Below are 22,175 nucleotides of genomic sequence, written 5' to 3' on the forward strand. Positions count from 1 at the left end.
AGACGGCCTCACGCCGTGTTACAGCAAAAATACCGTTGCCAGCCCCAAGAAAATCAAAAATCCGCCCGAATCGGTCACGGCGGTAATCAATACCGAGCTGCCGAGCGCGGGGTCGCGGCCTGATTTTTCCATTACGGTGGGGATCATCACGCCCATGACGGCGGCGAGCAGCAGGTTGAGGGTCATGGCGGCAATCATGACGAGGCCGATACCGAAGCTGCCGTAGAGCAGCCACGCGACGACACCCATCACGCTGCCCCAAATCAGGCCGTTGACCATGGCGACGCCGACTTCTTTTTTGAGCAGCCGCCACGCCTGCGCGTCGGTAATCTGGCCGGAAGCCATGGCGCGCACGATCATGGTGATGGTTTGGTTGCCCGAGTTGCCGCCGATGCCGGCCACAATCGGCATGAGCGCGGCGAGCGCGACGATTTTTTCGATGCTGCCTTCAAACGCGCCGATGACGCGGCTGGCGAGAAAAGCGGTGCAGAGGTTGATGGCGAGCCACATCCAGCGGTTTTTCACCGAATCCCAAATCGGCGCAAACAGGTCTTCTTCTTCCTGCAAACCGGCCATATTCAACATATCCGCTTCCGATTCTTCGCGGATCACGTCCACGATTTCATCGACGGTCAGCCTGCCGATAAGTTTTTTGTTTTCATCGACCACCGGCGCGGTTACCAAGTCGTAGCGTTCGAACGCCTGCGCTGCCTCTTCCGCGTCGTCGTCGGGACGGAAGCGCACGACGTCGGTGGACATCACGTTTTCCACCAGTTCTTCCGGGTCGGCCACCAATAATTTGCGGATCGGCAAAACGCCTTTCAACACGTCGTTTTCATCGACCACGAAAATCTTGTCGGTATGGTCGGGCAGGCTTTCGAAACGGCGCAGATAGCGCAACACCACCTCGCAGGCCACGTCGGCGCGGATGCTGACGAGTTCGAAATCCATAATCGCGCCGACCTGATGGTCTTCATACGACATCGCCGCCTGAACCTGCGCCCGCTCTTCCTCATCGCGGGTTTGCAGCGCCTCGTAAACGACTTGGTGCGGCAGATCGTCGGCCAGCGCCGCCAACTCGTCCGCGTCCAAATCATCGACTGCTGCCAAGAGCTCGTCTTTGTCCATCGACTCGATCAGCGTTTCGCGCACCGAGTCGGATACTTCCAGCAACACCTCGCCGTCGTCTTCCGGTGCGACCAGCAGCCAGACGATATTACGCTCGCGTTGCGGCAGCGACTCGAGCACCGCAGCCACGTCGGCGGGGTGCAGTTCGGCCAGCAGCGCTGAAAGCTCGGTCAGCTTGATGCGCAGGCTTTCGTCTTCAATCGGCGAACCGGCTTCGATTTGCGGGAATGCGGGTTCGAGAATTTCGCAGAGGGAATGGATGCGGCTGAAATCGGCGGCGACGCTTTCCAAAATATTTTCGGTGTCGTCGTGTCCGGCGTTTCCAACGCCTTCGACGCGCACTTCGTCGGCCTGATTTTCGGGAAGATTTTTGTCAGGAGTGCTCATAAATGCTCCGCCCGCACGATGCGGCGGCGCATTTCGGCGGGATTATCGGGTGGTGTGGATTTGGCGGATTGTTCTGATTATCGAACTGGGAAGTTCCATGATGTTCGGCCTGAAACAGGCGTCGGGTTGCAAACGGGCGTATTCTACTCCGAAACGCGGCGGTTTGCGATTGTTAACTTTGGATGAGGGAGGGGAAAGGCCGTCTGAAAATTTCGGCTACGCTCAGTATCCGGTTTTCAGACGGCCTGTTTCATCTCTAAAACGCTCAAGCCTTTCAAGTCGGCGAAACTGCGGTCGCGCACGATTTGGCAGAAGTTGTCGAGGTAGCTTTTGTTTTGGTCTTCGCTGCGCATGGCGGCGTAGAGTTCGCTGCGCAGGCCGTCTGAAGTAATCGGGCGGGAGATGACGTAGTCTTTTTCGAGGTAGGGCATGACTGTCCAGTAGGGCAGGGCGGCGATACCGCGGCGGCTGGCGACGAGCTGGATGATGGCGATGGTCAGCTCGCTGTGGCGGCGCGGGGGATTGATGCCGCGCGGTCGCAGGACTTTTTTAATCAGGTCGAGCATATCGTCGGGAACGGGGTAGGTGATGAGGGTTTCGTCGGTGAAGTCTTCGGCCTGCCAGACGGGTTTGGCGGCGAGAAGGTGGTCTTTGGCGCAGATGCCGACCATTTCGTAGGAAAACAGGGGAAAGTAGCTGATGCCGGCTTGGGCTTCGGCTTCGGAGACGATGGCGATGTCGGCGCGGTGTTGCAGCAGGAGGCCGACGGGGTCGGCGTGGAAGCCGGAGACGATGTCGAGTTCGACTTGCGGCCAGAGCGGGCGGAATTCGCCCATGGCGGGCATGAGCCAGTCGAAACAGGTGTGGCATTCGACGGCGAGGCGCAGTTCGCCGGCTTCGCCTTCGATGATCTGGGCGAGGTCGCGTTCGGCGGTGGCGACTTGGGGGAGGAGGTCGCGGGCAAGCTGGAGGAGGCGTTCGCCGGTGGGGGTGAAGCGCAGGGGGTTGGATTTGCGCTCAAACAGCGGGGTTTCGTAGTAGTTTTCGAGGGCGCGGATTTGGTGGGAGAGGGCGGATTGGGTGAGGAAAACGCGTTTGGCGGCGAGGGAGACGCTGCCGGTTTCTTCCAGCGCCAGCAGGGTTTTGAGGTGGCGCAGTTCGATAATCGAATCCATTTTTCAGACGGCATTCCAAAAGGTTGGTCATGTGCGGATAGTAAAATGGTTCATGAAGTTTATCAAGCGGTATGAATCGGGCTGATGGTAAGAATCGGTGTTCACTATCCTGACTGTGAGTTTAGCCGGCATAGTCCACACTTTCGCCGGTGAAATCGTAAAAATGCAACGATTTCTAAGCATTAAATTAAATCATCACGCTTTTTGCCGCGCCGAATCGCAAAACCATCACGCATACTCAAACCCATCAGCGATAAATTAACCAAACCTGCCAATAATTCAATTACTTGCACAGTATAAAATACACTGTCAAACGCCTCTGCCTGCGCCTTGCTGTTCAAGAAAAACGCGGCCGGCAACAAAATCAGTAAACCGTTCATGGCGATAACAGGCATACGTTTGCGTTTGGCGGCAATCGGCGCAAACGTGCTTTTGCCACCCATTTTCATGCCTGTCGCGCCCATAATTGCCATGCTGGGAATAAATAAAATCATTGTATAAACAATTAGTTGCTTCACTTTGACGACAGCAGCCAGCGACAAAAATAATTCGCTGATTAAGGTGCTGCTCCAAAACAAAGCGATACAGCAAAACGCCATTACGGCGGCGATAGCGTGGATTTTGCGTAAAGTGGTGCGGTTCATCTTTCAATACTCCGTGCCTGTAAAATATGAAACCATTTTACTTTATTAGTAAACTGGTTGTTAATAAAAAGAAAATAAGTTTTCAAAATGAACACGTACCAAAAAATCAACCATTTGTTTTGTAATGTAAATTAAGTTGAGACAAAACGCGCACCGTTGCAGCCAAATCATCGGGGTGAAATTGGGCGGCGACTTTTTGTGCGTGTTGCTGCCATTGTGTTTGAATATGGGTAAATTCGGCTTGTCCGCGTTCGGTTAAGGCGTACAAGGGTGAGCGTTTGTGCGCAGGATTGGGCAGCGTGGTAATCAGTTTTTCTTCAATCAGAACATTGACTTGTTTTAACGCACCTTGTCGGGTAATGCCCATTTTTTCGGCAATTTGCGGAATATTCGGCGCAGTCTCTGCTAGCGCAATCGCACCCAACACTTGCCAACGGGCGGTATTCAAACCCAAAGGTTGGGTGAATTGGTTGCCCCATTCGTGCAAAACGCCGTTTAAGCGGAAAATATTGAGTGTGATTTAGGTAACGGCTTCGTCTGGTTTCATGGTAAGCATCTCGTATAAAAAAGAAATTAGTTTACCATTTTTGACAATAAATTGTAAATTTCAGGCTACCTGAAATTTACGCCTGCCACCACTTCACATCTTTGCGATTTCGCGCATAAAACCACACCAAAATCAACGGCGGAATCACATAACCAATCGTTACCAAAAAACCATGCAACAAATGCGCCGCAGGTTCGGATAATTGCGCCACATGCTTCATCGGCGACAACCACGGCGACATATTGACTGCCGTCAGCGACAAAAACACCACTTGCCATTTTAAATCAAGGTGTTGTGCTTTTGATTTTATCCACGCATACGCCAACAGCACTGCCATAAATCCCACTTCGATCAGCCACGACCATTCGCCATATTTCGCCCACCAGCCCCAGCCAAATTTAATGTCCGAATACGGATACAACGCCAAATCCTGATTATGCACAGGCACATCAGCGCACCAATGCAACATGGAACATAAAAACGCAAACCATGCTACCTTATTGTTTTGATAGAAAAAATAACACAGCCACGCAAACAAACCCGACCACACCGCCGCCATCAGCAGCGAATGATCCCAATCAATAAACACCAAATCAAAATACAAATACGGCAGCGTATTCACATTGCCACGCACCGTGTCCGCGCCGCCGACAATCATCAGCCCGTTCACAATATCAATCACGCCCGCGCCGATAAACAAAGGCAGCGCAGGTACATCAGGTTTATGCGCTTTCAACGCCGCCGCCACCGCAAAATGTCCGAAATACATCAATAATCTCCTGTTTCATCAATGCGTGTAGTCTATAAAATTTTCAGACAGCCTGAAACGGTTAAAATATCTAAAACTTGCCTAATAATAGGATAAATTTTAAAATTTGTATGATTACTAGGCTGATTAAAAGGAAAACATTATGCTGCCTGAAAAAACAACCGACCGCCGCATTATCAAAAGTCATCGTGATATTCGCGCCGCTTTGGTGGATTTATTACACGAAAAACCCTATGAAAACATCACAGTACAAGAAATTCTTAACCGCGCCCTGATTAACCGCAATACGTTTTACAAATATTATTCGGGCAAAAGCGCGTTGGCGGGCGCGATGATTGCCGATTTCAAACGCCAATACGCCGATTTGGTGCGCCAACGGTTTAGCGGTCATGCCGATTTGAGTACGCTGCTGCAACTCGCGCCCGAGTTGTTTTCACAACGTAAGCTATTGTTGGCATTATGGAAAATTGAGAGCAAACGCCATCATCTGTATGCTGATATGTTCGCCTTGATAAAACAGGGATTTTGGCAGCAAATGCAACAAAAAAATCCGCAATATCAATCAGATAATGCGGGTTACCAAGCCGAATTGTACGCCACACTCGCGCTGACTTCGGTGCGCTATTATTTTGAGCGCGATTTACCTTTGCCTGTGGCGCAGTTATCAACCATTTGGCGTGAAATGATTGATGTAGCTGATGTTCAGGCTGCCTGAAAACAGAAAAACACCGTTTTGCTAAAAAAACGGTGTTTTTCTTATATCTTATTAAATTTTCACTAAAATTTTCCCCATTTGTGCATTGCTCGCCATATATTCATGCGCTTGCACCATTTCATCAAAGGCAAAAATTTTGTCGATTTCAGGTTTTAACTGACCACTTGCCAAGCCATCAAACACAAATTGTTTCGCTTGTGCCAATTTTTCAGGCACGGTGGTGATTTCAAATAGTTCGTAGCCGCGCACGGCTAAGTGTTTGCCCAAAATCGGGAACACTGGCACGGCGATGTCATCGTAGCTTAATGCACCGTAAATGATGTAACGCCCGTCTTGCGCCATTGCATTGATGATTTTCGCCGCTTCTTTGCCGCCCACAGGGTCGAACACCAAATTCACGCCTTTTCCGCCTGAAATTTCCAATAATTTCGCTGTAATATCATCTTCTTGCGTTGTCACCACAAAATCCGCGCCTTTTTCCAGCAACACATCGCCTTTGGCGTGCGTGCGAGAAAGCGCAATCACGGTCGCGCCTTGCATTTTGGCGATTTGAATTGCCGCCAAGCCCACCGAGCTGGTCGCCGCATTCAGCACTACAAAATCGCCTGCCTGCACGTTTCCGAACTCAATCAAGCCGCCGTATGCGGTTACAAACATCATCCAGCTTGCCGTCGCTTGTTCCATCGTCAGATTTTCAGGGTGTTTGACCACGGCGTGAACAGGCATATTCACGATTTCGCCGTAAGTGCCGTATTCGGTGAACATAAATGACGGAATCACGCTCACTTTATCGCCAGCCTTGAACTCACGCACATTTTCGCCCACCGCCGTAACCACGCCAGCCCCTTCGTAACCCATTGTCGCAGGGAATACAGGCTCAATCACATACGCCCCTTCACGGTACATCATTTCTGCGCGGTTTAAGCCCAAGGCTTGCATTTGAATTTGTACTTCATTGGCTTTGGGCGCAGAAACGGTTACGTCCACGATTTGCAAAACATCAGGCGCACCTGTTTGATTAAATTGGATTTTTTAGACATTTTTAAATTTCTTTCTTTGAATGAATTGCGATGTGGACATTATACAGTTTTGCGTAAAAATGATAATATGGCAAAAAATCAAATCAGTTTTGCGTAAAACGCAAGGGTAATCATGGACTATTTTTCCGCCTTACACGTTTTTCATTCCGTGTGCGAAACGGGTAATTTCACCGCCACCGCCAAACAATTAGGCGTTGCCGTGTCATCGGTAACGCGCCAAATGGACAATTTAGAACAATCGCTTGGCATTGCCTTGTTCAACCGTTCCACCCGCAAATTGTCGCTCACAGGCGCAGGCATTCGTTATCAAAAACAAACCAAGCCGATTCTGGACGATTTATTACAAGTAAATCAACAAATTAAAGATGATGTATTAGAGCCGAAAGGAAAATTGCGCCTGACGTTTCCCAGCACTTACGGCATCAGCAAACTTGCGCCTTTGCTTGCCGATTTCGCCCGACAATATCCCAAAATTGAATTGGAACTTATCAGTAGTGATGATTTTGTGGATTTATTCAGCCAGCCGATTGATTTGGCGATTCGTTTGGGACAAGTCAGCGATGAGCGTTTGATTGCCAAAAAAATCGCACCGCAACGGCGATTGTTGGTGGCAAGTCCTGCTTATTTGGCGCAACACGGCACGCCGCGCCAGCCGCAAGATTTAGCCGCGCATAATTGTTTGCCGTTTACTTTTCGCGGTTTGGCGGCAAAATGGTATTTTAAACAAGGCAATCGTACGCAAAATATTTGGGCAAAAGGCAATTTGTCGGGCAACAACGCCGAAATGCTGCTGCAAGCGTGTTTGGACGGACTGGGCATCACGCATTTGCCCGATTGGTTGGTGGCAAGGCATTTGCAGTCGGGCAGATTGGTAGAAATTTTTGCTGATTGGCACATCGCGCCGTCTGACACGGCAGAAAGTGATGGGATTTATTTGGTGTACACGCCGAATAATCGGCAGATGATGAAGATTAATGTGTTGGCAGAATTTTTGTTTGCGCGGTTGCAGAGCTGATAAAGGGATGCCGTCTGAAAATTTTCAGACGGCATTTTTTAGTAGGGCTGCAGTCATACCGTTTTATCGTGATATTCGGCCGAAACATCTGTATCGTGCCATGTTGCACGGTTTTCAGATTACAATAGCCGTTTTGTAATGGATTGAGGAAGGGTACAGATGGCAACACGTCAGGAAGTTTTGGATTGGTGCGCCCAGACGCTGCAACCGCATCTTTATAAAGATTACGCGCCGAACGGTTTGCAGGTTGAAGGTAAAGAAGAAATCAATAAAATTGTTACCTCGGTAACGGCAAGTAAGGCGGCAATTGATTTTGCCGTGAAAGAGGGGGCGGACATGCTGCTGGTGCATCACGGTATGTTTTGGAAGAGTGAACCGCTGACGATTACCGGCTGGAAGAAGGAGCGCATTGCAACGCTGTTACAACACCAAATCAATATGGCCGGTTACCATCTGCCCTTGGACGGACATGCGCAGTTGGGCAATAACGCGCAATTGGCGAAACTGCTGGACTGGGAGTTGGAGTATTTGTGCGGCGAGCAGGATTTAATCAGTGTAGGCCGTCTGAAAACGCCGCTGACGCTGGCGCAGTTGGGCAGGAAAATCGCAGAAGTATTGCAGCGTGAGCCGGATGTTATCGGAAGAGAAAATAAGGAAATTAAACGCATTGCCTGGTGCAGCGGCGGTGCGCAGGGATTTTTTCAGACGGCAATCGATGCCGGTGTTGATGCGTATGTAACCGGCGAGATTTCCGAGTCGCAATATCATCTGGCAAACGAAACGGCAACGGCATTTATCGGGGCAGGGCATCATGCTACAGAACGCTACGGGATTCAGGCTTTGGGAGAAGCCGTGTCTAAGCATTTTGGTGTAACAGAGTGTTATTTTGACGAACCAAATCCGGTTTGAAACCAAAAAATATCACAAAAACTTTACCTTAATTTAAATAATACTTTGAGTATCCGTGCAAACTAGGTAGAATTACAGTGTTTAATGGCTCGGTATTCCCAAAATTTTAGGACGACTGAATGATGGATAATCAAGAAATCAACAACGGCCGCCGCCGTTTCCTGACGCTTGCTACCTGCGGCGCGGGCGGTGTGGCGGCTTTAGGCGTGGCAACGCCGTTTGTGGCGAGCTTCTTTCCGTCGGAAAAAGCCAAAGCCGCAGGCGCTGCCGTCGAAGTCGACGTCAGCAAAATCGAAGCAGGCCAAATGCTGACTGCCGAATGGCAGGGCAAGCCTATTTGGATTATCAACCGCACAGAGCAGCAGCTCAAAGACATGAAATCGCTGGATGGCTCTTTGGCAGACCCGAAATCGGAAGTCGAGCAGCAGCCAGAATATGCGAAAAATGCAACCCGTTCGATTAAACCGAACATTTTTGTGGGCATCGGTATCTGTACCCACTTGGGCTGTTCCCCGACCTACCGCCCCGACATCGCGCCCGCAGATTTGGGTGCAGATTGGAAAGGCGGCTTCTTCTGCCCCTGCCACGGCTCGAAATTCGACCTCGCCGGCCGTGTGTACAAAGGTGTTCCTGCCCCGACCAATCTGGTTGTTCCGCCCTACAAATATCTGAGCGATACGACTGTTTTGGTTGGCGAAGACTAAAAAATAAGGAACTAGAACTATGGCAAACCAAACCAATGACAAAGCAAAGGCATTGTTAGGCTGGGTGGACGCCCGTTTCCCCCTGACTAAAATGTGGAAAGAGCACTTAAGCGAGTACTACGCGCCGAAAAACTTCAACTTCTGGTATTACTTCGGCTCGCTGGCGCTTTTGGTGCTGGTGATTCAGATTGTCAGCGGCATCTTCCTGACAATGAACTACAAACCCGACGGCAATCTCAATGCCTACCATCTGCCTGCGGCCTTTACTGCGGTGGAATATATCATGCGCGACGTGTCGGGCGGTTGGATTATCCGCTATATGCACTCGACCGGCGCATCATTCTTCTTTATCGTCGTCTATCTGCATATGTTCCGCGGCTTGGTGTACGGCTCGTACAAAAAACCGCGCGAATTGGTGTGGGTATTCGGCTCGCTGATTTTCCTCGCGCTGATGGCGGAAGCCTTTATGGGCTACCTGCTGCCGTGGGGTCAGATGTCGTTCTGGGGCGCGCAGGTGATTATCAACCTGTTCTCCGCAATTCCCGTCATCGGCCCTGATTTATCGACTTGGATCCGCGGCGACTTCAACGTTTCCGACGTTACCTTAAACCGCTTCTTCGCGTTGCACGTTATCGCCGTGCCGCTGGTGTTGATCGGTTTGGTCGTGGCGCACATCATCGCCCTGCACGAAGTCGGCTCAAACAACCCCGACGGCGTGGAAATCAAAAAGCTCAAAGACGAAAACGGCATCCCGCTTGACGGCATTCCGTTCCACCCCTATTACACCGTGAAAGACATTTTGGGCGTCGTGGTATTCCTGATTGTCTTCTGCGCCGTGATGTTCTTCGCGCCCGAAGGCGGCGGCTATTTCTTGGAAGCGCCGAACTTCGATGCGGCCAACCCGCTGAAAACCCCCGCGCACATCGCGCCGGTATGGTACTTTACCCCGTTCTACGCCATTTTGCGTGCGATTCCGTCATTCCTGGGTACACAGGTTTGGGGCGTCATCGGCATGGGCGCGGCGGTTGTACTGATTGCGCTGTTGCCGTGGCTCGATAAAGGCGAAGTGAAATCCATCCGCTATCGCGGCCCGATTTTCAAAACCGCCGTTGTTTTGTTTATCATTTCCTTCATCGGACTGGGTATTTTGGGCGCACTCGTTGCCACCGATGCCCGCACGATTGTCGCGCGCATTCTGTCTGTCGTTTACTTTGCATTCTTCTTGGGTATGCCGTTCTATACCAAGCTGGACAAAAACCTGCCGGTACCTGAACGTGTCACCATGAGCACCACGAAACAGAAAATCATGTTCTTCGTGTATGTCGGCATGACCGCCGTCGGTGCCTACCTGTTTGCAACCTTAATCTGACGAGGGCAGCGAAAATGAAACAAACTCTGAAAAACTGGTTTGCTGCCCTGCTGTTGGCAGCACCCATGAGCGCAGCAGTCGCCGCCGGCGGTCATGCGGAATATGAAAAAGTCGATATCGACCTGCGCGATCAGGTCAGCCTGCAACGCGGTGCGCAGATTTTTACCAACTACTGCCTGTCCTGCCACTCGGCTGCGGGTATGCGCTTCAACCGTCTGCAAGACATCGGTTTGACTGAAGACGAAATCAAGAAAAACCTGATGTTTACCACCGACAACGTCGGCGACGTGATGGTTGCGGCCATGAATCCGAAAGACGCGCAAAAATGGTTTGGTGCCGCACCGCCCGATTTGACCCTGATTGCCCGTTCGCGCGGCGCAGATTACCTGTATGCCTATATGCGCGGCTTCTATAAAGATCCGACCCGTCCGAACGGTTGGAACAACACCGCCTTCGACAAAGTCGGTATGCCGCACCCGCTGGCCCAGCAGCAAGGTATCCGTACCGTCGAGCTGGATGCCAAAGGCCAGCCGGTTTGGGTTACCAACGAACACGGCGTAAAAGAGCCCAAGCTCTACTGGGAATCAACCGGCCTGCAAACCCGCCGCCTGAAAGACGGCAAAGTCATTACCAAAGAGTACGACGCCTATGTCCGCGACTTGGTTAATTACTTGGTGTACATGGGCGAACCCGCACAACAGCAACGCCACCGCATCGGTTATCTGGTGATGATCTTTCTGCTGGCCGTGATGCTGCCGCTGGCCTACTTCCTGAAAAAAGAATTCTGGAAAGACGTCCACTAAGGCTTCATTCAAAAAAAGGCAAATCCGTTTCGGGTTTGCCTTTTGTATTTATCGAACCTAGAGGGTTGGGCGTTAGAAATCTCTCCAAAAAGTAAAATGCCGTCTGAAACAACTATTTCAGACGGCATTTCGACATCAGGTAAACCATTCCTGCCGGCAGACGAAAGTCCGGTTATCGTCAGGGAATAATCCGCAAGCCGAGATCGTTGTAAAAATCAAAAATGCTGTCTGAAATTTTCACGGATCATTCCCGACTGCGCGGGAATGACGGCGGTTGAGAGGTTAACTGTTTCAGACGGCCTTTAGGCGGATGTTTTTGATTTTTGCAAAGGTCTAAAACTAACGGTCTCAGGCCGCCTGAAATATTTATGGCATCGCAAATGCGTTCCCTCTTCTGCGGGGCGGGGGAGGATTAGGGAGAGGGGGCTGGATTCACTGCTTAGCAGGCAATCGCCGCAGGGTGGGTATCCCTACCCACCGCTTGCCTGAAAAACAAAAAACCGTTTGCCGAAATTTCCAGCGTTTAAATTCCAACCTGCGGTCAAATCGCGGCTGAATTTTCAGACGGTCTCAAATAGTCAGTCCGTCTGAAAAATCCTAACCCACCCTGTCCAATACCACCTCAAACACCCCTCTCAACGCATTACTCAAACAAATTTTCTCTGCTTTTTCAAGCATCTCGCGCGTGATTTCACTTTCCAACACCTGATCCGCACCCAAATATTTCTGCGGGTCGGCCAGCACGGCTTGGCGCATGACGCCGTTGAGGATGTCCAAATCCGTTGCGGGCGTGTGCCAGATGCTGTTGATTTTAATGAACACGTTGCTGCGGCCGCCTTCGAGCAGCAGGCCGTCTGAATTGAAAAGTAGGGCGTCAAACGCTCCCTGCCGTTCGGCGGTCTGCCATGCGGCGTCAAACGCGGCGCGGCGGGTGGTTTTGAAGCGGCGCAGGTAGTCGCGGCGGGGCAGGGCGGCGGGAGACAGAATAATACGCTGAACACCTTGCAGCGCGCGGATTTCGGCGTGGGCGAAGCTGAGGCCGTCTGAAGAGAGGGTGGTTTTCAGACGGCATGGGACGGCGGGCATTTGGCGGATATGGCTGAGGATTTGTTGTTTGAAATCAGTGGGCAAGGCGAGGTTGAGGGCGCGGGCGGCGTTTTTCAGACGGCCTGTGTGTGCGTCAAAGAGCGCGCATTGGTTTTGCTCGACGCGAATGGTTTCAAACACGGCAAATTCGGGGGCGAGCGAGGTCAGGAAGCGGGCTTTCCAGCCGCATTCTTGGTATTCGCTTTGCGGATCGCTGTCGATAACGATGCCCGAACCGACGCCGTAAACGCCTTGATAGAGGCTGTCTGAAACAGATTTAAGCGTAAGCGTGCGGATGGCGACGTTGAACACGCCTTCAAAGCCTAAGCCTGATTCGGCGCGGGCTTTGGGCGGGTTGAGGCCGTCTGAATTTTTATCGCCGCTCAGGGCAAGCGCTTCGACTTCGCTCTGCGGCCGGTTCGGTTTGAGAAACCCGATGCTGCCCGTATAAAGCCCGCGCGGTGCGGTTTCGAGGCGGTTGATGATTTCCATGCTTTTGCGTTTGGGCGCGCCGGTAATCGAGCCGCAGGGGAAGGCGGCGCGGAAAATGTCGGCGGCGCGCAGATTCGGCACGGCCTGCGCTTCGATGCGGCTGGTCATCTGCCAGACGCTGCCGAAGCGGGAAACTTCAAACGGCGCGGGAACGGCGACTTTGCCCGTTTGCGCGATTTTGCCCAAATCGTTGCGCAGTAAGTCCACAATCATCACGTTTTCGGCACGGTTTTTCGGGTCGTTTTTCAGCGCGGCGGCACGTTCGGCGTCGTGTCCGTCGTCGAGGCAGGGTGCGGTGCCTTTCATCGGTTCGGTGGTGATGAGGCCGTCTGAAGAAATGTTGAGAAACAGTTCGGGCGAATGGCAGAGTGTCCACGTTTCGAGGCCGTCTGAATCGGGCAGACAGGCGAGTACGCCGTAGGGAACAGGCTGGCGCAGGCGGCGGTAGAGCGTAACCGGGCTGCCGTAGGCTTGGAAATGCAGGCGGGTGGTGTAGTTGATTTGATAAGTGTCGCCGCGTCGGATGGCGTTGTGTATCCCGTTGATTGCGTTTGAATAATTGCGTTCGGAAACGTCGCTTTCGGGCGTGGAAACGCCGGCGGGAAGGCTGTCTGAATGTTCGGCAAGCCAGCTTGGCGCGTTAACATTTTCGCATTCGGCAAACCAATGCAGCGCCAGCAGGCCGCTGTTTTCAGACGGCAGTTTGACCAGCGGCAGGCCGAACTCGTAATCGGCAAAAATCACGGCGTGCTGCCCCTGCCGCCAGCCTTCGGCAAGCAGCGCGTCGAGCGAGTCGAGTTGGTCGGCGCGCAGGAAACGGGCGGAAATGTGGCGGGAATAGAGCACGGCGCGGTTGGAAACGGCATCGTCAAACAGGGCGAAAAATGGCATGGCGGTCGGGTGTTTACAAAAGTTTTCAGACGGCAGCAGGGCGTGTAATTTTGCGTAGTCCTATCTGCCGAAACGGGAGTAGAATAAGGGCAGAAGCAGATTTTATCCGTTTTTCCAATCCACTTCATTCATAAGGAGCAAACATGACCGACCGCCAACTGCAACCGTTCGAACAAATCGAAACCGGCGCCAGCAAGCTGGAAGTGTTTGAAAAAGCCGTATTGGAACACGAAGGCAAAGGCACACCCGAAGATTCCAATTCCGCCCCGCTGCCGGAAAGCTACCCCTACAAAAACCGTATGCGCCGCGGTGTGTATGAAAGCGAAAAGAAAAAGCTGCAAATCGAATTATTGAAAGTACAAAGCTGGGTGAAAGAAACCGGCCAGCGCATCGTCTGCCTGTTTGAAGGCCGTGACGCCGCAGGTAAGGGCGGCACCATCAAGCGTTATATGGAACACCTCAACCCGCGCGGTGCCCGCGTCGTCGCGCTGGAAAAACCCACCTCAACCGAGCGCGGCCAATGGTATTTCCAACGCTACATCCAAAACCTGCCGACCGCCGGCGAAATCGTCTTTTTCGACCGCTCATGGTACAACCGCGCCGGCGTCGAGCACGTGATGGGCTTCTGCGAACCCAACGAATATATGCTTTTCATGCGCCAAACCCCCGAGTTTGAACGGATGCTGGTGGCCGACGGCACACACCTTTTTAAATTCTGGTTTTCCGTCAGCCGCGAAGAACAGCTGCGCCGCTTTATTTCCCGCCGCGACGATCCGCTGAAACACTGGAAACTCTCGCCCGTCGATATCCAATCGCTCGACCGCTGGGACGACTACACCGAAGCCAAAGACGCGATGTTCTTCCACACCCACACCGGCGACGCGCCTTGGACGATTATCCGTTCCGACGACAAAAAACGCGCCCGCCTCAACTGTATCCGCCACTTCCTGCACAGCCTGGATTATCCGGATAAAGACCGGAGCGCCATCGGCAAAGTGGACAACAAAATCGTGTTGTCGCCGAATACCCGCCATCAAGACAGAAACGTCGATATGGGACACGACTGATTCCGTTTGATGGGTTGAAAGGCCGTCTGAAAACAAATTTTTCAGACGGCCTTTCAACATGAACGTTTTGCACAAACCCCGTGTTCACGGCGCTTGGCGCGCTTTTCAGACGGCCTCTGCCTTTCTCCGCACCGTCATTCTGCGTATAATTTCCGTCTTTAATAACCTTCCCAAACGACGGAAAACGGCGGAAAACGATGAAAACAAAACGGTTTAACGGCTGGCTGCGGCAGTGGCCGGGGTTTTGGCTGCTGGCAGTTGCCGTTCAGTCGGCGGGGCGGCTGGCGCTGTATGCTTGGTTTGTGGACGAAACGGTCAAGCAGTCTTACCGCCAAGATGTCGCCGCGCTGTTTCTGAAAGGCTTGCAGTTTGACGCGAAAACCGCGTCGATATTGACCGCGCTGCCCGTTTTGCTCGGGCTGTCGAGCTTGGTTTCGGAGCGGAGCGCGCGGCTGTTCGACCGCATTCATGCGGGATTGCTGGCTGCGCTTGCGGCTGTGCTCGCGGCGCTGACGTTGGGCAATGTTTACTATTTCAAAACATATGAACGGCAGTTTGACGTTTTCGTGTTCGGCTTGGCGGAAGAAGACACAAGGGCGGTGTTGGCAACGATGTGGCACGATTATCCCGTGTTGCGCGGCGTTGCGGCGGTGCTGGTGTCGGCTTGGATTTTTGCGCGGCTGTTTGCATGGCTGAGAACGCTTTGCCTGCCCGAAACACCGTCGCGCAAACAGGCGGTGTGCGCGGGTGTATTGGCCGTTTTGGCGCTGGCCGTCGGCATCCGCGGCTCGGTCGGCAAATTCCCGCTGCGCCAGTCGGCAGCGCAGATTTCCGCTTCGCCCAAATTAAACGGTTTGGTCGCCAATGCGCCGACGGCGCTGGATTGGGCGCGCAAAGAACGTCAAAACAGCAGCGGCCTCACGCCCGTTTCCGATTCAGACGGCCTCGCGCTCATCAGCCGCCTGTCGGGCAAAAAAGCCGAATCGGCCGATTTGGCGCAGTTTTACCGCGCCGGGCCGTCTGAAAACGCCGCAGTTCCGGCAAAACGGCCGAATGTGGCGCTGGCGGTTATGGAAAGTATGGGCAGCCATCTTTTGCAGTCCGACAATCCCGAACGCGATCTGTTAGGCCGTCTGAAAACCCATTTCGACCAAGACTGGCTCTATACCAAATTCGTTTCCGAAGGTGACGGCACCAGCGATTCGCTGCACCGCTTTTTCGTGCGCAGCCCGATTTTGAACCTCAGCCAGTCGGCGGCGAAGTGCAAAAACTTCCCGAGCAATATGTTCCGCCCCTATCTCGACGCGGGCTATCAGGTCGTCTATATCACTTCGGGCAACGGCGGTTGGCGCGATTTCGACAGCTTTCTGCGCCATTTGGGCGTGCACGAAGTGGCCGATGAAAACACCCTGAAAGCGCGTTATCCCGAAGCAAAATCCGCCACTTGGGGCGTGCCCGACGAGTTTATGTTCCGCTACGCCGCCGAAAAACTCGAAGCGGCGGAAAAAAGCGGTAAACCCGTGTTTGTCATGATGATGTCGATCACCAACCACCCGCCTTACCGCCTGCCGCCGCCGCATCAGCCGCGCGACTTCAAACTCACTGCCACCGAGAAACAGCGTTTTGCCGCGCTGGCGCAGGGCACGGAGCTGAACGAGATTTTCAACACCTTCCGCTACGCCAACGACCAACTCGGCGCCTTTGTCGGCGATGTCAAACAACGCGCCCCGCACACCATTATCGCCGCCACGGGCGACCACAATATGCGCGCCATCGGTTATCCGAAACCGCAGGAAAACGCCCTCGGCCATGCCGTGCCGTTTTACCTGTACGTTCCGCCCGAATACCACGCCCGCGCCGAATACCACCCCGAGCGCGCCGGTTCGCACAAAGACATCCTGCCCACCCTTTACGGACTGAGTCTGCCCGGCAAACCGTATTACCAAAACGGCTGCAACCTCACCGAGCCTAAGCCGCAGGGAATGTGGTGCGGCTGGGGTTACAACCGCGAAGTGCTGCTGACCGAGGGCGGTTTTTACGGTTTGGCCGATAAAAAATTCTACCGCTGGACCAACGCCGAAACGCTTTCCGCCGAAGCCGCCGCGCCCGACGAAGCCTCAAAATCCGTCATCAGCCGCGCCGAGGTGTACGGAGATTTTCTGGATTGGCAGATTCGGAAAATGGTCAGCGGGGTGAAGAAATAAGAAGAGGCCGTCTGAATGTTTCAGACGGCCTCTTCTAGTGTTGGCCTTAGAAAATTAACTTTTAGCTTCCATATCTTAGAGTTATGGAATATTCATAGTGACAATGGTTTTAATATATTAAACAAAACAAACAAACTTTAACGGGGGTCATAAAGACAGAATCGCTAAGAATCATGATTCGGTTCATAGCGCATTCTTTTTATTTTTGAAACCCTAATTTCAGGAGATTATTATGAAAAATTTAACAGTAAAAGAACTGCAAACGGTTAGTGGTGGCGGTGGCTTTGGAACATTCGTAGGAGGTACGATGGTCGGTGCAGCTATCACAGATGTATTCTATAATCCTTTCAAGCAGGCTGTGATTGACCATTACACCAGTACTAACGCGAAAATGGTCAGTGATTTTAAAAAATCCCCGTCAACGTTGGAGAACCGGTTTTCTTTTAACGGTGATTTTTAAATGAGATCGGGCAGGGCTGCCTGCCCTGCCCGTATCGGAGAAACAGATGAAGGAAGAAACGAAAATTTTTTTTAAAATGTTTTTTATCTCCAGTGTCATTTTCTGTTTTCTGCACTGGTTTGTTTATCCTTTATTGAAATTGCCGTATAACCAATATGTTTTGGACGGTATCGCTGTCCTGATCATTTCGATAACCGCTGCCTATCTGGAAAAGAAACGCAAAAATAAAAATTAAAGAATGACCGGTTTGATGGGATGGATGCCGTCTGAAAAAATTTTCAGACGGCATTCGTTATATAAACGGCAGAAGCGGGGTTTCAGACGGCCTTGATATATCCCGCCCCGCAACCATATAGCAGGCAATCCAATTTCTATCAGAGAACAATATGACCCCGCTCCAACCCGCCGTCGCGCCGGCCGACTGCCGCACCCGTTTTATTTTCGACAACATGCCCGTGCGCGGGCTGCATGTCCGTTTGGAAAACGTCTGGCAGCACATCGTCGGCCAAAAACACTACCCCGCCGCCATCCGCCGCGCATTGGGCGAACTTCTGGCCGCCGGTGCATTGCTGTCGAGCAACCTCAAAATCGACGGCACCCTAATCGTGCAGGTGCAAGGTCAAGGCCGTCTGAAAATGCTCGTGGTCGAAGCCACGTCCGAACAGACCGTCCGCGCCACCGCCCGCTGGAACGAAGACGCCGCCCTCGGCGACGACGAAAGCCTCGCTGCGCTTTTGGGCGACAACAGCGTTTTCGTGCTCACCCTCCAGCCCAAAGACGCCGACCCGTGGCAGGGCGTCGTTCCGCTGGAAGGCGGCAGCATCGCGCAGATGCTGATAAATTACATGAAACGCTCTGAACAGCTCGATACCCACATCGTCCTCTCCGCCGACGACCAAGCCTGCGGCGGCCTCTTGGTGCAGCGACTGCCCGAAGAAACGCTGGACGCCGACGCATGGGAACACGTCAGCACGCTCGCGCAAACCGTTACCGCCGGCGAGCTGACCGCCCTTGACGCCCAACACATCCTCTACCGTCTGTTCCACGAAACCCCGCCGCGCGTGTTCGAACCCGAAACCATCGAATTCGCCTGCACCTGCTCGCGCGGCAAAGTCAGCGATATGCTTCTGATGCTCGGCGGCGAAGAAGTCGGCGGCGTCGTGGCCGAACAGGGCAGCATCGCCGTGGACTGCGACTTCTGCCACGCCAAATACGTTTTCGACGAAACCGACGTCAACGCGCTCTTCGGTGCAGATGTTGTCAACGCCGTGCGGGAAGAAGCGCAGCGCGTTCAGTAAACGGTTTGAAACCAAGCGGGCACCCTGCCCGCTTTTGCTTGGCCGGTTTGCCGGAATGCGGATTCAGCATTTCAGACGGCCTTACATCCGGTCTTCATTTCTTTTAACGCATCAGGCCGTCTGAAAACCCAAAACCCTTTCAGACGGCTTCGACAAACCCATTATGCCCAAACCGCTGCCCACCATTTTCCTGACCCTCGCCGCACTTATTACCGCCGCCACGGGCATTTTCTGTTTTTACCCCATGCCTGAGCCGCACAGCCTGCCCAATCCCGTGCCCGGCCAGCGTTTTGCCGATACATGGAACGGCGTGCGCATCGGCGGGCGCAGGCATCAGGGCGTGGATATTTTCGCCAAACGCGGCACGCCCGTGCGCAGCACCACTTCGGGCGTCGTCCTCAAAGTCGGCGAAAACCGGTTGGGCGGCAAAACCGTCAGCATCTGGAGTGCCGGCCGCGTCGTGCATTACTACGCGCATTTGGAAAAATACGCCGATGTCCGCCGTTTCCAATGGGTCAAACGCGGCGAGGTCATCGGCTATGTCGGCGACAGCGGCAACGCCAAAGGCACGCCGCCGCATCTGCATTACGGGATTTATACGCCCAAAGGCGCGGTTAATCCGTATCCGCTTTTGATAAATGATTAGGGATTGAAATCTGTAAAAAATCAAAAGGCCGTCTGAATTTTCAGACGGCCGTTTGATTTTTCCAAGCTGTTTTAAAGTCTGCGGTAAACGTTTTCAAACGGCAGGCGCACGCGTTCGCCCCAAATCCCTTTGCCGTCTGCGCGGCGGATGCCGCAGGCCGCAATCATGTTAATTTCCGCACCGCGCGGCAGGTTAAGGATTTTTTTCACCAAGCCGGGATCCAGCCCTTCCAGCGGGCAGGTGTCGTAACCCTTTTCCGCCATTGCCAGCATAAACGTCTGCGCCGCCAGCGCACAGCTCTTGTGCACCGCCACGCGCATATCGCCCTCGCCCACATACGTCATCATGGGCCGTTTCAGCCGCAACGCGTAGGCAACCAGTTTGCGCAGCGGCGTGAACAGACCGCAGTAGCGGGCATAAAGGAAGGGCAGGAGTTTGCCGTAATAATTTTCCCAGTTTTTCAGATACTTGGCCTGTTTTTCCGACGGTGAGTTGCGGCGGGTGTTTTCGCGTTCCAATTCCAACAGCGCGGCGGCACGCTGTTTGTGCAAATCCTGACGGGTAACGAACACTACCATCTGCCGCGCGGTTTTGGCGGAATTTTGGCTGAGGCAGGCTTCGGACAGCCGCGCCAGCAGCGCGGTGTCGGTGATGTGGTAAAACTCGTAAAGCTGCATATTCGAGCTCGATGGCGCCAGTTGCAGACATTCGCGCACGGTATCGGCAGAGATGCCGGCGTTTTCGTCGAAATGGCGCACGGAACGGCGGCGGTGCAGGAGGCCGTTTAAGGTCATGACAGTGTTCCTTAAAAGGGAGGGGGCCAAAACCCCAAATAGCACTTGAAGGCCGTTTGAAACACTAAATACGTCATTCCCGCGCAGGCGGGAATCCAGTAGCTGGGGTTGGGTAATATTTTTAAAACAAACAGTCGCGTTGGTTTTGTCTTCCGGATTCCCGCCTGCGCGGGAATGACATCCACGCATTTTCAGGTTTGATTTGTTTTTTGCAAAAGTCTCAGGCCGTCTGAAAAAACACGCCGGTGAAACAGTGGATTTGACCTGTTTCACCGACGCCGGTTTTCAGACGGCCTGACGGGTTAGTGAACTGCAACCCAATCAGACGGACGGCCTGTGTCGTAAGGCCGGGCAGTGTCCGCTGTTGCGGGGGCGGCGGTTTGGCTGTCGGCTGCGCTGCCGCCGCTTTCGACCAATTCGTCAATGTCGATGTTTTCGTCAGGACTTTGCGGCAGGTTGCCGCCGGTTTGTTTGCTGCGCACACGCATAAACAGGTCGCGGGTGTAGCTGTATTTGTCGATGGCGGCAGCGTCGAGGCTGTCGGTCAGGTCGAGCATTCCTTCACGGGTGTTGACGGCATTCAGTCCGGTGGTGCTCCAGCGGCCCGCAGGTGTTTTGAAAACCGCGCTTTTGACGGGATACACGGTGGTAACGGCGTTGCCGAGCGAGTCGCGGACGGTGGAGGGGCCGAGCAGGGGAACGACGAAGTAGCTGCTGTTTTTCCAACCCCATGAAGCGAAAGTGTCACCGAGGCTGTTTTTATTGTTAGGCACGCCGCCGGCGCCGGCAACGTCAATCAGGCCGCCAAGGCCGAAGGTGGTGTTGATGCCGACGCGCACCAAATCTTCGCTGGCGCGCTTGGCGTCCAGACGCAAAACATTGCTGCCGAAGCTGACGACGTCGCGCAGATTATTGAAAAAATTGCTCACGCCGGTACGGACGGGTTTGGGCGTGATTTTGCGGTAACCGCGGGCGACGGGCGCCATGACGTAGCGGTCGGCAGTGTCGTTGAATTTGAAGGCAGCGCGGTTGTAGCCTTCAAGCGGGTCGGCGGGATTGCGCTCGGCCAATGCGGGGTGGGCGGCGGCGAGCATGATGAAGAGCAGGGGAGCGGCGGTTTTTTTCATGGCGTAACCCAGTCTTTGATTTCGTAAAGTTCTGCCAGCGCGCGCACGGATTCAGGCACATGGCGCAGCTCGACAGCGGCGTTTTTCAGACGCAGCGCGCTCAAGAGCAGCGAAACGCAGGCAGAATCGGCGCGGCTGACAGCGCTGAAATCAAGCGCGGAAATGTCTTTCAGACGGCATTGCTGTTCAAACTGCCCGAAAGCGGCGTTGGTCACGGTTTTAACCGTTACCTCGCCGCCGATGTGCAGTACGCCGTTGCGTATTTCTGAATTCATGTTATTTGCCGGTGCCGCCGTTTTTGGTTTTCAGCTCGGCGATGAGGCCGTCGATGCCTTTGGCCCGGACGGTTTCGCCGAATTGGTTGCGGTACACGGTTACCAGGCTCGCGCCTTCGACGGCGACGTTGTAAACGCGGTATTTGTTGCCGCTTTTATAGGTGGTGAAATCCATGTTGACCGGTTTTTCGCCCGAATTGCTCACTTCGGCGCGGACGATGATTTCTTTGCCGCCGCGGTTGACCACGGGGTTGTCTTTGATATTCACTTTGGCATTACGGAATTTCATCATGGTGCCGGAGTAGGTGCGGATCAGCATGGATTGGAATTCTTTGGTCAACGCCTGTTTTTGCGCGGCGGAGGCGGTGCGCCACGGATTGCCGACGGCCAGCGCGGTCATGCGTTGGAAGTCGAAGTAAGGCAGCGCGTAGGCTTCTGCTTTGCGGCGGGCAGAGTCGGCATCACCGCTTTTCAGGATGTTCAATACTTGGACGGAGTTTTGACGGATTTGGCTGACAGCATCCGCAGGCGAAGCAACTGCCAGGTTGATGCTGAGCAGGCCGATGCACAATGCGCTGAGGACAGGGGATTTTTTCATTATTTTCTTTCTGTATCAAAACAAGGGGTTGA

General features: G+C 53.4%; 22 protein-coding genes. 11 read left to right on the forward strand and 11 right to left on the reverse strand.

All coding sequences use genetic code 11. The annotated features are described in order from the left end of the window. Positions 1-18 precede the first annotated feature (18 nt). From mgtE to BG910_RS06250, 5 genes are all read right to left on the reverse strand, one after another. Positions 19-1,515 (reverse strand): magnesium transporter, encoded by a 1,497-nt coding sequence (gene mgtE / locus BG910_RS06230; RefSeq protein WP_089036096.1) that lies wholly within the window; start codon positions 1,513-1,515, stop codon positions 19-21. A 236-nt stretch (positions 1,516-1,751) separates the two neighbouring features. After that, a complete protein-coding gene (locus BG910_RS06235; protein ID WP_089036097.1) occupies positions 1,752-2,690 on the reverse strand; it encodes a LysR family transcriptional regulator in 939 nt (312 codons plus the stop codon). Positions 2,691-2,872: 182 nt separating this feature from the next. Then, positions 2,873-3,334 (reverse strand): hypothetical protein, encoded by a 462-nt coding sequence (locus BG910_RS06240; RefSeq protein ID WP_089036098.1) that lies wholly within the window; start codon positions 3,332-3,334, stop codon positions 2,873-2,875. 106 nt (positions 3,335-3,440) lie between these two features. After that, entirely contained in the window at positions 3,441-3,821 is a 381-nt protein-coding gene (locus BG910_RS06245) for a MarR family winged helix-turn-helix transcriptional regulator (protein WP_198344760.1), read from the reverse strand. A 136-nt stretch (positions 3,822-3,957) separates the two neighbouring features. Beyond that, positions 3,958-4,650 (reverse strand): hypothetical protein, encoded by a 693-nt coding sequence (locus tag BG910_RS06250; protein WP_089036099.1) that lies wholly within the window; start codon positions 4,648-4,650, stop codon positions 3,958-3,960. Between the two features lie 142 nt (positions 4,651-4,792). Between BG910_RS06250 and BG910_RS06255 the strand changes: the two genes are divergently transcribed. Beyond that, a complete protein-coding gene (locus tag BG910_RS06255; protein WP_089036100.1) occupies positions 4,793-5,365 on the forward strand; it encodes a TetR family transcriptional regulator in 573 nt (190 codons plus the stop codon). Positions 5,366-5,416: 51 nt separating this feature from the next. Here the strand turns inward: BG910_RS06255 and BG910_RS06260 are convergent, their stop codons facing one another. Next, entirely contained in the window at positions 5,417-6,352 is a 936-nt protein-coding gene (locus tag BG910_RS06260; protein ID WP_232462263.1) for a zinc-dependent alcohol dehydrogenase family protein, read from the reverse strand. 165 nt (positions 6,353-6,517) lie between these two features. On the opposite strand from BG910_RS06260, the gene BG910_RS06265 reads away from it, so the two are divergent. The 5 genes from BG910_RS06265 to BG910_RS06285 all read left to right on the forward strand — a co-directional run bounded on the left by BG910_RS06265 (position 6,518) and on the right by BG910_RS06285 (position 11,205). Further along, positions 6,518-7,420, forward strand: a complete 903-nt coding sequence (locus BG910_RS06265) for a LysR family transcriptional regulator (RefSeq protein WP_089036102.1) — start codon at positions 6,518-6,520, stop codon at positions 7,418-7,420. 159 nt (positions 7,421-7,579) lie between these two features. Continuing rightward, on the forward strand, positions 7,580-8,329 hold the full coding sequence (locus tag BG910_RS06270; protein WP_089036103.1) for a Nif3-like dinuclear metal center hexameric protein: 750 nt from the start codon (positions 7,580-7,582) through the stop codon (positions 8,327-8,329). Positions 8,330-8,451: 122 nt separating this feature from the next. Next, positions 8,452-9,033 (forward strand): ubiquinol-cytochrome c reductase iron-sulfur subunit, encoded by a 582-nt coding sequence (petA, locus tag BG910_RS06275; RefSeq protein ID WP_089036104.1) that lies wholly within the window; start codon positions 8,452-8,454, stop codon positions 9,031-9,033. 19 nt (positions 9,034-9,052) lie between these two features. Beyond that, complete coding sequence (locus BG910_RS06280; RefSeq protein WP_089036105.1) at positions 9,053-10,402, forward strand: cytochrome b; 1,350 nt, start codon at positions 9,053-9,055, stop codon at positions 10,400-10,402. A 14-nt stretch (positions 10,403-10,416) separates the two neighbouring features. Next, positions 10,417-11,205, forward strand: a complete 789-nt coding sequence (locus BG910_RS06285) for a cytochrome c1 (RefSeq protein WP_089036106.1) — start codon at positions 10,417-10,419, stop codon at positions 11,203-11,205. Between the two features lie 597 nt (positions 11,206-11,802). Here BG910_RS06285 and BG910_RS06290 read toward each other — a convergent pair. Continuing rightward, positions 11,803-13,674, reverse strand: coding sequence for a bifunctional chorismate-binding protein/class IV aminotransferase (locus BG910_RS06290; protein WP_089036107.1), 1,872 nt, complete (start codon positions 13,672-13,674; stop codon positions 11,803-11,805). Positions 13,675-13,817: 143 nt separating this feature from the next. On the opposite strand from BG910_RS06290, the gene ppk2 reads away from it, so the two are divergent. The 5 genes from ppk2 (at position 13,818) to BG910_RS06320 (ending at position 19,349) form a co-directional block, all read left to right on the forward strand. Next, a complete protein-coding gene (gene ppk2, locus BG910_RS06295) occupies positions 13,818-14,741 on the forward strand; it encodes a polyphosphate kinase 2 (protein ID WP_089036108.1) in 924 nt (307 codons plus the stop codon). 197 nt (positions 14,742-14,938) lie between these two features. Further along, positions 14,939-16,945, forward strand: coding sequence for an LTA synthase family protein (locus BG910_RS06300; RefSeq protein WP_089036109.1), 2,007 nt, complete (start codon positions 14,939-14,941; stop codon positions 16,943-16,945). Between the two features lie 232 nt (positions 16,946-17,177). After that, the gene (locus BG910_RS06305; RefSeq protein WP_089036110.1) at positions 17,178-17,405 is read left to right on the forward strand and encodes a bacteriocin; all 228 of its coding nucleotides are present in this window, start codon (positions 17,178-17,180) and stop codon (positions 17,403-17,405) included. Positions 17,406-17,791: 386 nt separating this feature from the next. After that, positions 17,792-18,703 (forward strand): Hsp33 family molecular chaperone HslO, encoded by a 912-nt coding sequence (hslO, locus tag BG910_RS06315; RefSeq protein WP_089036112.1) that lies wholly within the window; start codon positions 17,792-17,794, stop codon positions 18,701-18,703. Positions 18,704-18,866: 163 nt separating this feature from the next. Then, a complete protein-coding gene (locus BG910_RS06320) occupies positions 18,867-19,349 on the forward strand; it encodes a M23 family metallopeptidase (protein WP_089036113.1) in 483 nt (160 codons plus the stop codon). A 71-nt stretch (positions 19,350-19,420) separates the two neighbouring features. Here the strand turns inward: BG910_RS06320 and BG910_RS06325 are convergent, their stop codons facing one another. From BG910_RS06325 to BG910_RS06340, 4 genes are all read right to left on the reverse strand, one after another. Next, the gene (locus BG910_RS06325) at positions 19,421-20,143 is read right to left on the reverse strand and encodes a nitroreductase family protein (protein WP_089036114.1); all 723 of its coding nucleotides are present in this window, start codon (positions 20,141-20,143) and stop codon (positions 19,421-19,423) included. A 302-nt stretch (positions 20,144-20,445) separates the two neighbouring features. Next, the gene (locus tag BG910_RS06330; protein WP_089036115.1) at positions 20,446-21,270 is read right to left on the reverse strand and encodes an MlaA family lipoprotein; all 825 of its coding nucleotides are present in this window, start codon (positions 21,268-21,270) and stop codon (positions 20,446-20,448) included. Continuing rightward, positions 21,267-21,545, reverse strand: coding sequence for an STAS domain-containing protein (locus tag BG910_RS06335; RefSeq protein WP_089036116.1), 279 nt, complete (start codon positions 21,543-21,545; stop codon positions 21,267-21,269). Before BG910_RS06335 ends, BG910_RS06330 begins: the two co-directional genes overlap by 4 nt. 1 nt (position 21,546) lies before the next feature. Beyond that, positions 21,547-22,143 (reverse strand): MlaC/ttg2D family ABC transporter substrate-binding protein, encoded by a 597-nt coding sequence (locus tag BG910_RS06340; RefSeq protein ID WP_089036117.1) that lies wholly within the window; start codon positions 22,141-22,143, stop codon positions 21,547-21,549. Positions 22,144-22,175 lie beyond the last annotated feature (32 nt).

The organism is Neisseria chenwenguii, from assembly GCF_002216145.1.
Classification (GTDB): domain Bacteria; phylum Pseudomonadota; class Gammaproteobacteria; order Burkholderiales; family Neisseriaceae; genus Neisseria; species Neisseria chenwenguii.

Excerpts from the sequence above, each read along its gene's own strand:
- mgtE (WP_089036096.1), bottom strand. The coding sequence starts at position 1,515 with ATGAGCACTCCTGACAAAAATCTTCCCGAAAATCAGGCCGACGAAGTG.
- BG910_RS06235 (WP_089036097.1), bottom strand. The coding sequence starts at position 2,690 with ATGGATTCGATTATCGAACTGCGCCACCTCAAAACCCTGCTGGCGCTG.
- BG910_RS06240 (WP_089036098.1), bottom strand. The coding sequence starts at position 3,334 with ATGAACCGCACCACTTTACGCAAAATCCACGCTATCGCCGCCGTAATG.
- BG910_RS06250 (WP_089036099.1), bottom strand. The coding sequence starts at position 4,650 with ATGTATTTCGGACATTTTGCGGTGGCGGCGGCGTTGAAAGCGCATAAA.
- BG910_RS06255 (WP_089036100.1), top strand. The coding sequence starts at position 4,793 with ATGCTGCCTGAAAAAACAACCGACCGCCGCATTATCAAAAGTCATCGT.
- BG910_RS06265 (WP_089036102.1), top strand. The coding sequence starts at position 6,518 with ATGGACTATTTTTCCGCCTTACACGTTTTTCATTCCGTGTGCGAAACG.
- BG910_RS06270 (WP_089036103.1), top strand. The coding sequence starts at position 7,580 with ATGGCAACACGTCAGGAAGTTTTGGATTGGTGCGCCCAGACGCTGCAA.
- petA (WP_089036104.1), top strand. The coding sequence starts at position 8,452 with ATGGATAATCAAGAAATCAACAACGGCCGCCGCCGTTTCCTGACGCTT.
- BG910_RS06280 (WP_089036105.1), top strand. The coding sequence starts at position 9,053 with ATGGCAAACCAAACCAATGACAAAGCAAAGGCATTGTTAGGCTGGGTG.
- BG910_RS06285 (WP_089036106.1), top strand. The coding sequence starts at position 10,417 with ATGAAACAAACTCTGAAAAACTGGTTTGCTGCCCTGCTGTTGGCAGCA.
- BG910_RS06290 (WP_089036107.1), bottom strand. The coding sequence starts at position 13,674 with ATGCCATTTTTCGCCCTGTTTGACGATGCCGTTTCCAACCGCGCCGTG.
- ppk2 (WP_089036108.1), top strand. The coding sequence starts at position 13,818 with ATGACCGACCGCCAACTGCAACCGTTCGAACAAATCGAAACCGGCGCC.
- BG910_RS06300 (WP_089036109.1), top strand. The coding sequence starts at position 14,939 with ATGAAAACAAAACGGTTTAACGGCTGGCTGCGGCAGTGGCCGGGGTTT.
- BG910_RS06305 (WP_089036110.1), top strand. The coding sequence starts at position 17,178 with ATGAAAAATTTAACAGTAAAAGAACTGCAAACGGTTAGTGGTGGCGGT.
- hslO (WP_089036112.1), top strand. The coding sequence starts at position 17,792 with ATGACCCCGCTCCAACCCGCCGTCGCGCCGGCCGACTGCCGCACCCGT.
- BG910_RS06320 (WP_089036113.1), top strand. The coding sequence starts at position 18,867 with ATGCCCAAACCGCTGCCCACCATTTTCCTGACCCTCGCCGCACTTATT.
- BG910_RS06325 (WP_089036114.1), bottom strand. The coding sequence starts at position 20,143 with ATGACCTTAAACGGCCTCCTGCACCGCCGCCGTTCCGTGCGCCATTTC.
- BG910_RS06330 (WP_089036115.1), bottom strand. The coding sequence starts at position 21,270 with ATGAAAAAAACCGCCGCTCCCCTGCTCTTCATCATGCTCGCCGCCGCC.
- BG910_RS06335 (WP_089036116.1), bottom strand. The coding sequence starts at position 21,545 with ATGAATTCAGAAATACGCAACGGCGTACTGCACATCGGCGGCGAGGTA.
- BG910_RS06340 (WP_089036117.1), bottom strand. The coding sequence starts at position 22,143 with ATGAAAAAATCCCCTGTCCTCAGCGCATTGTGCATCGGCCTGCTCAGC.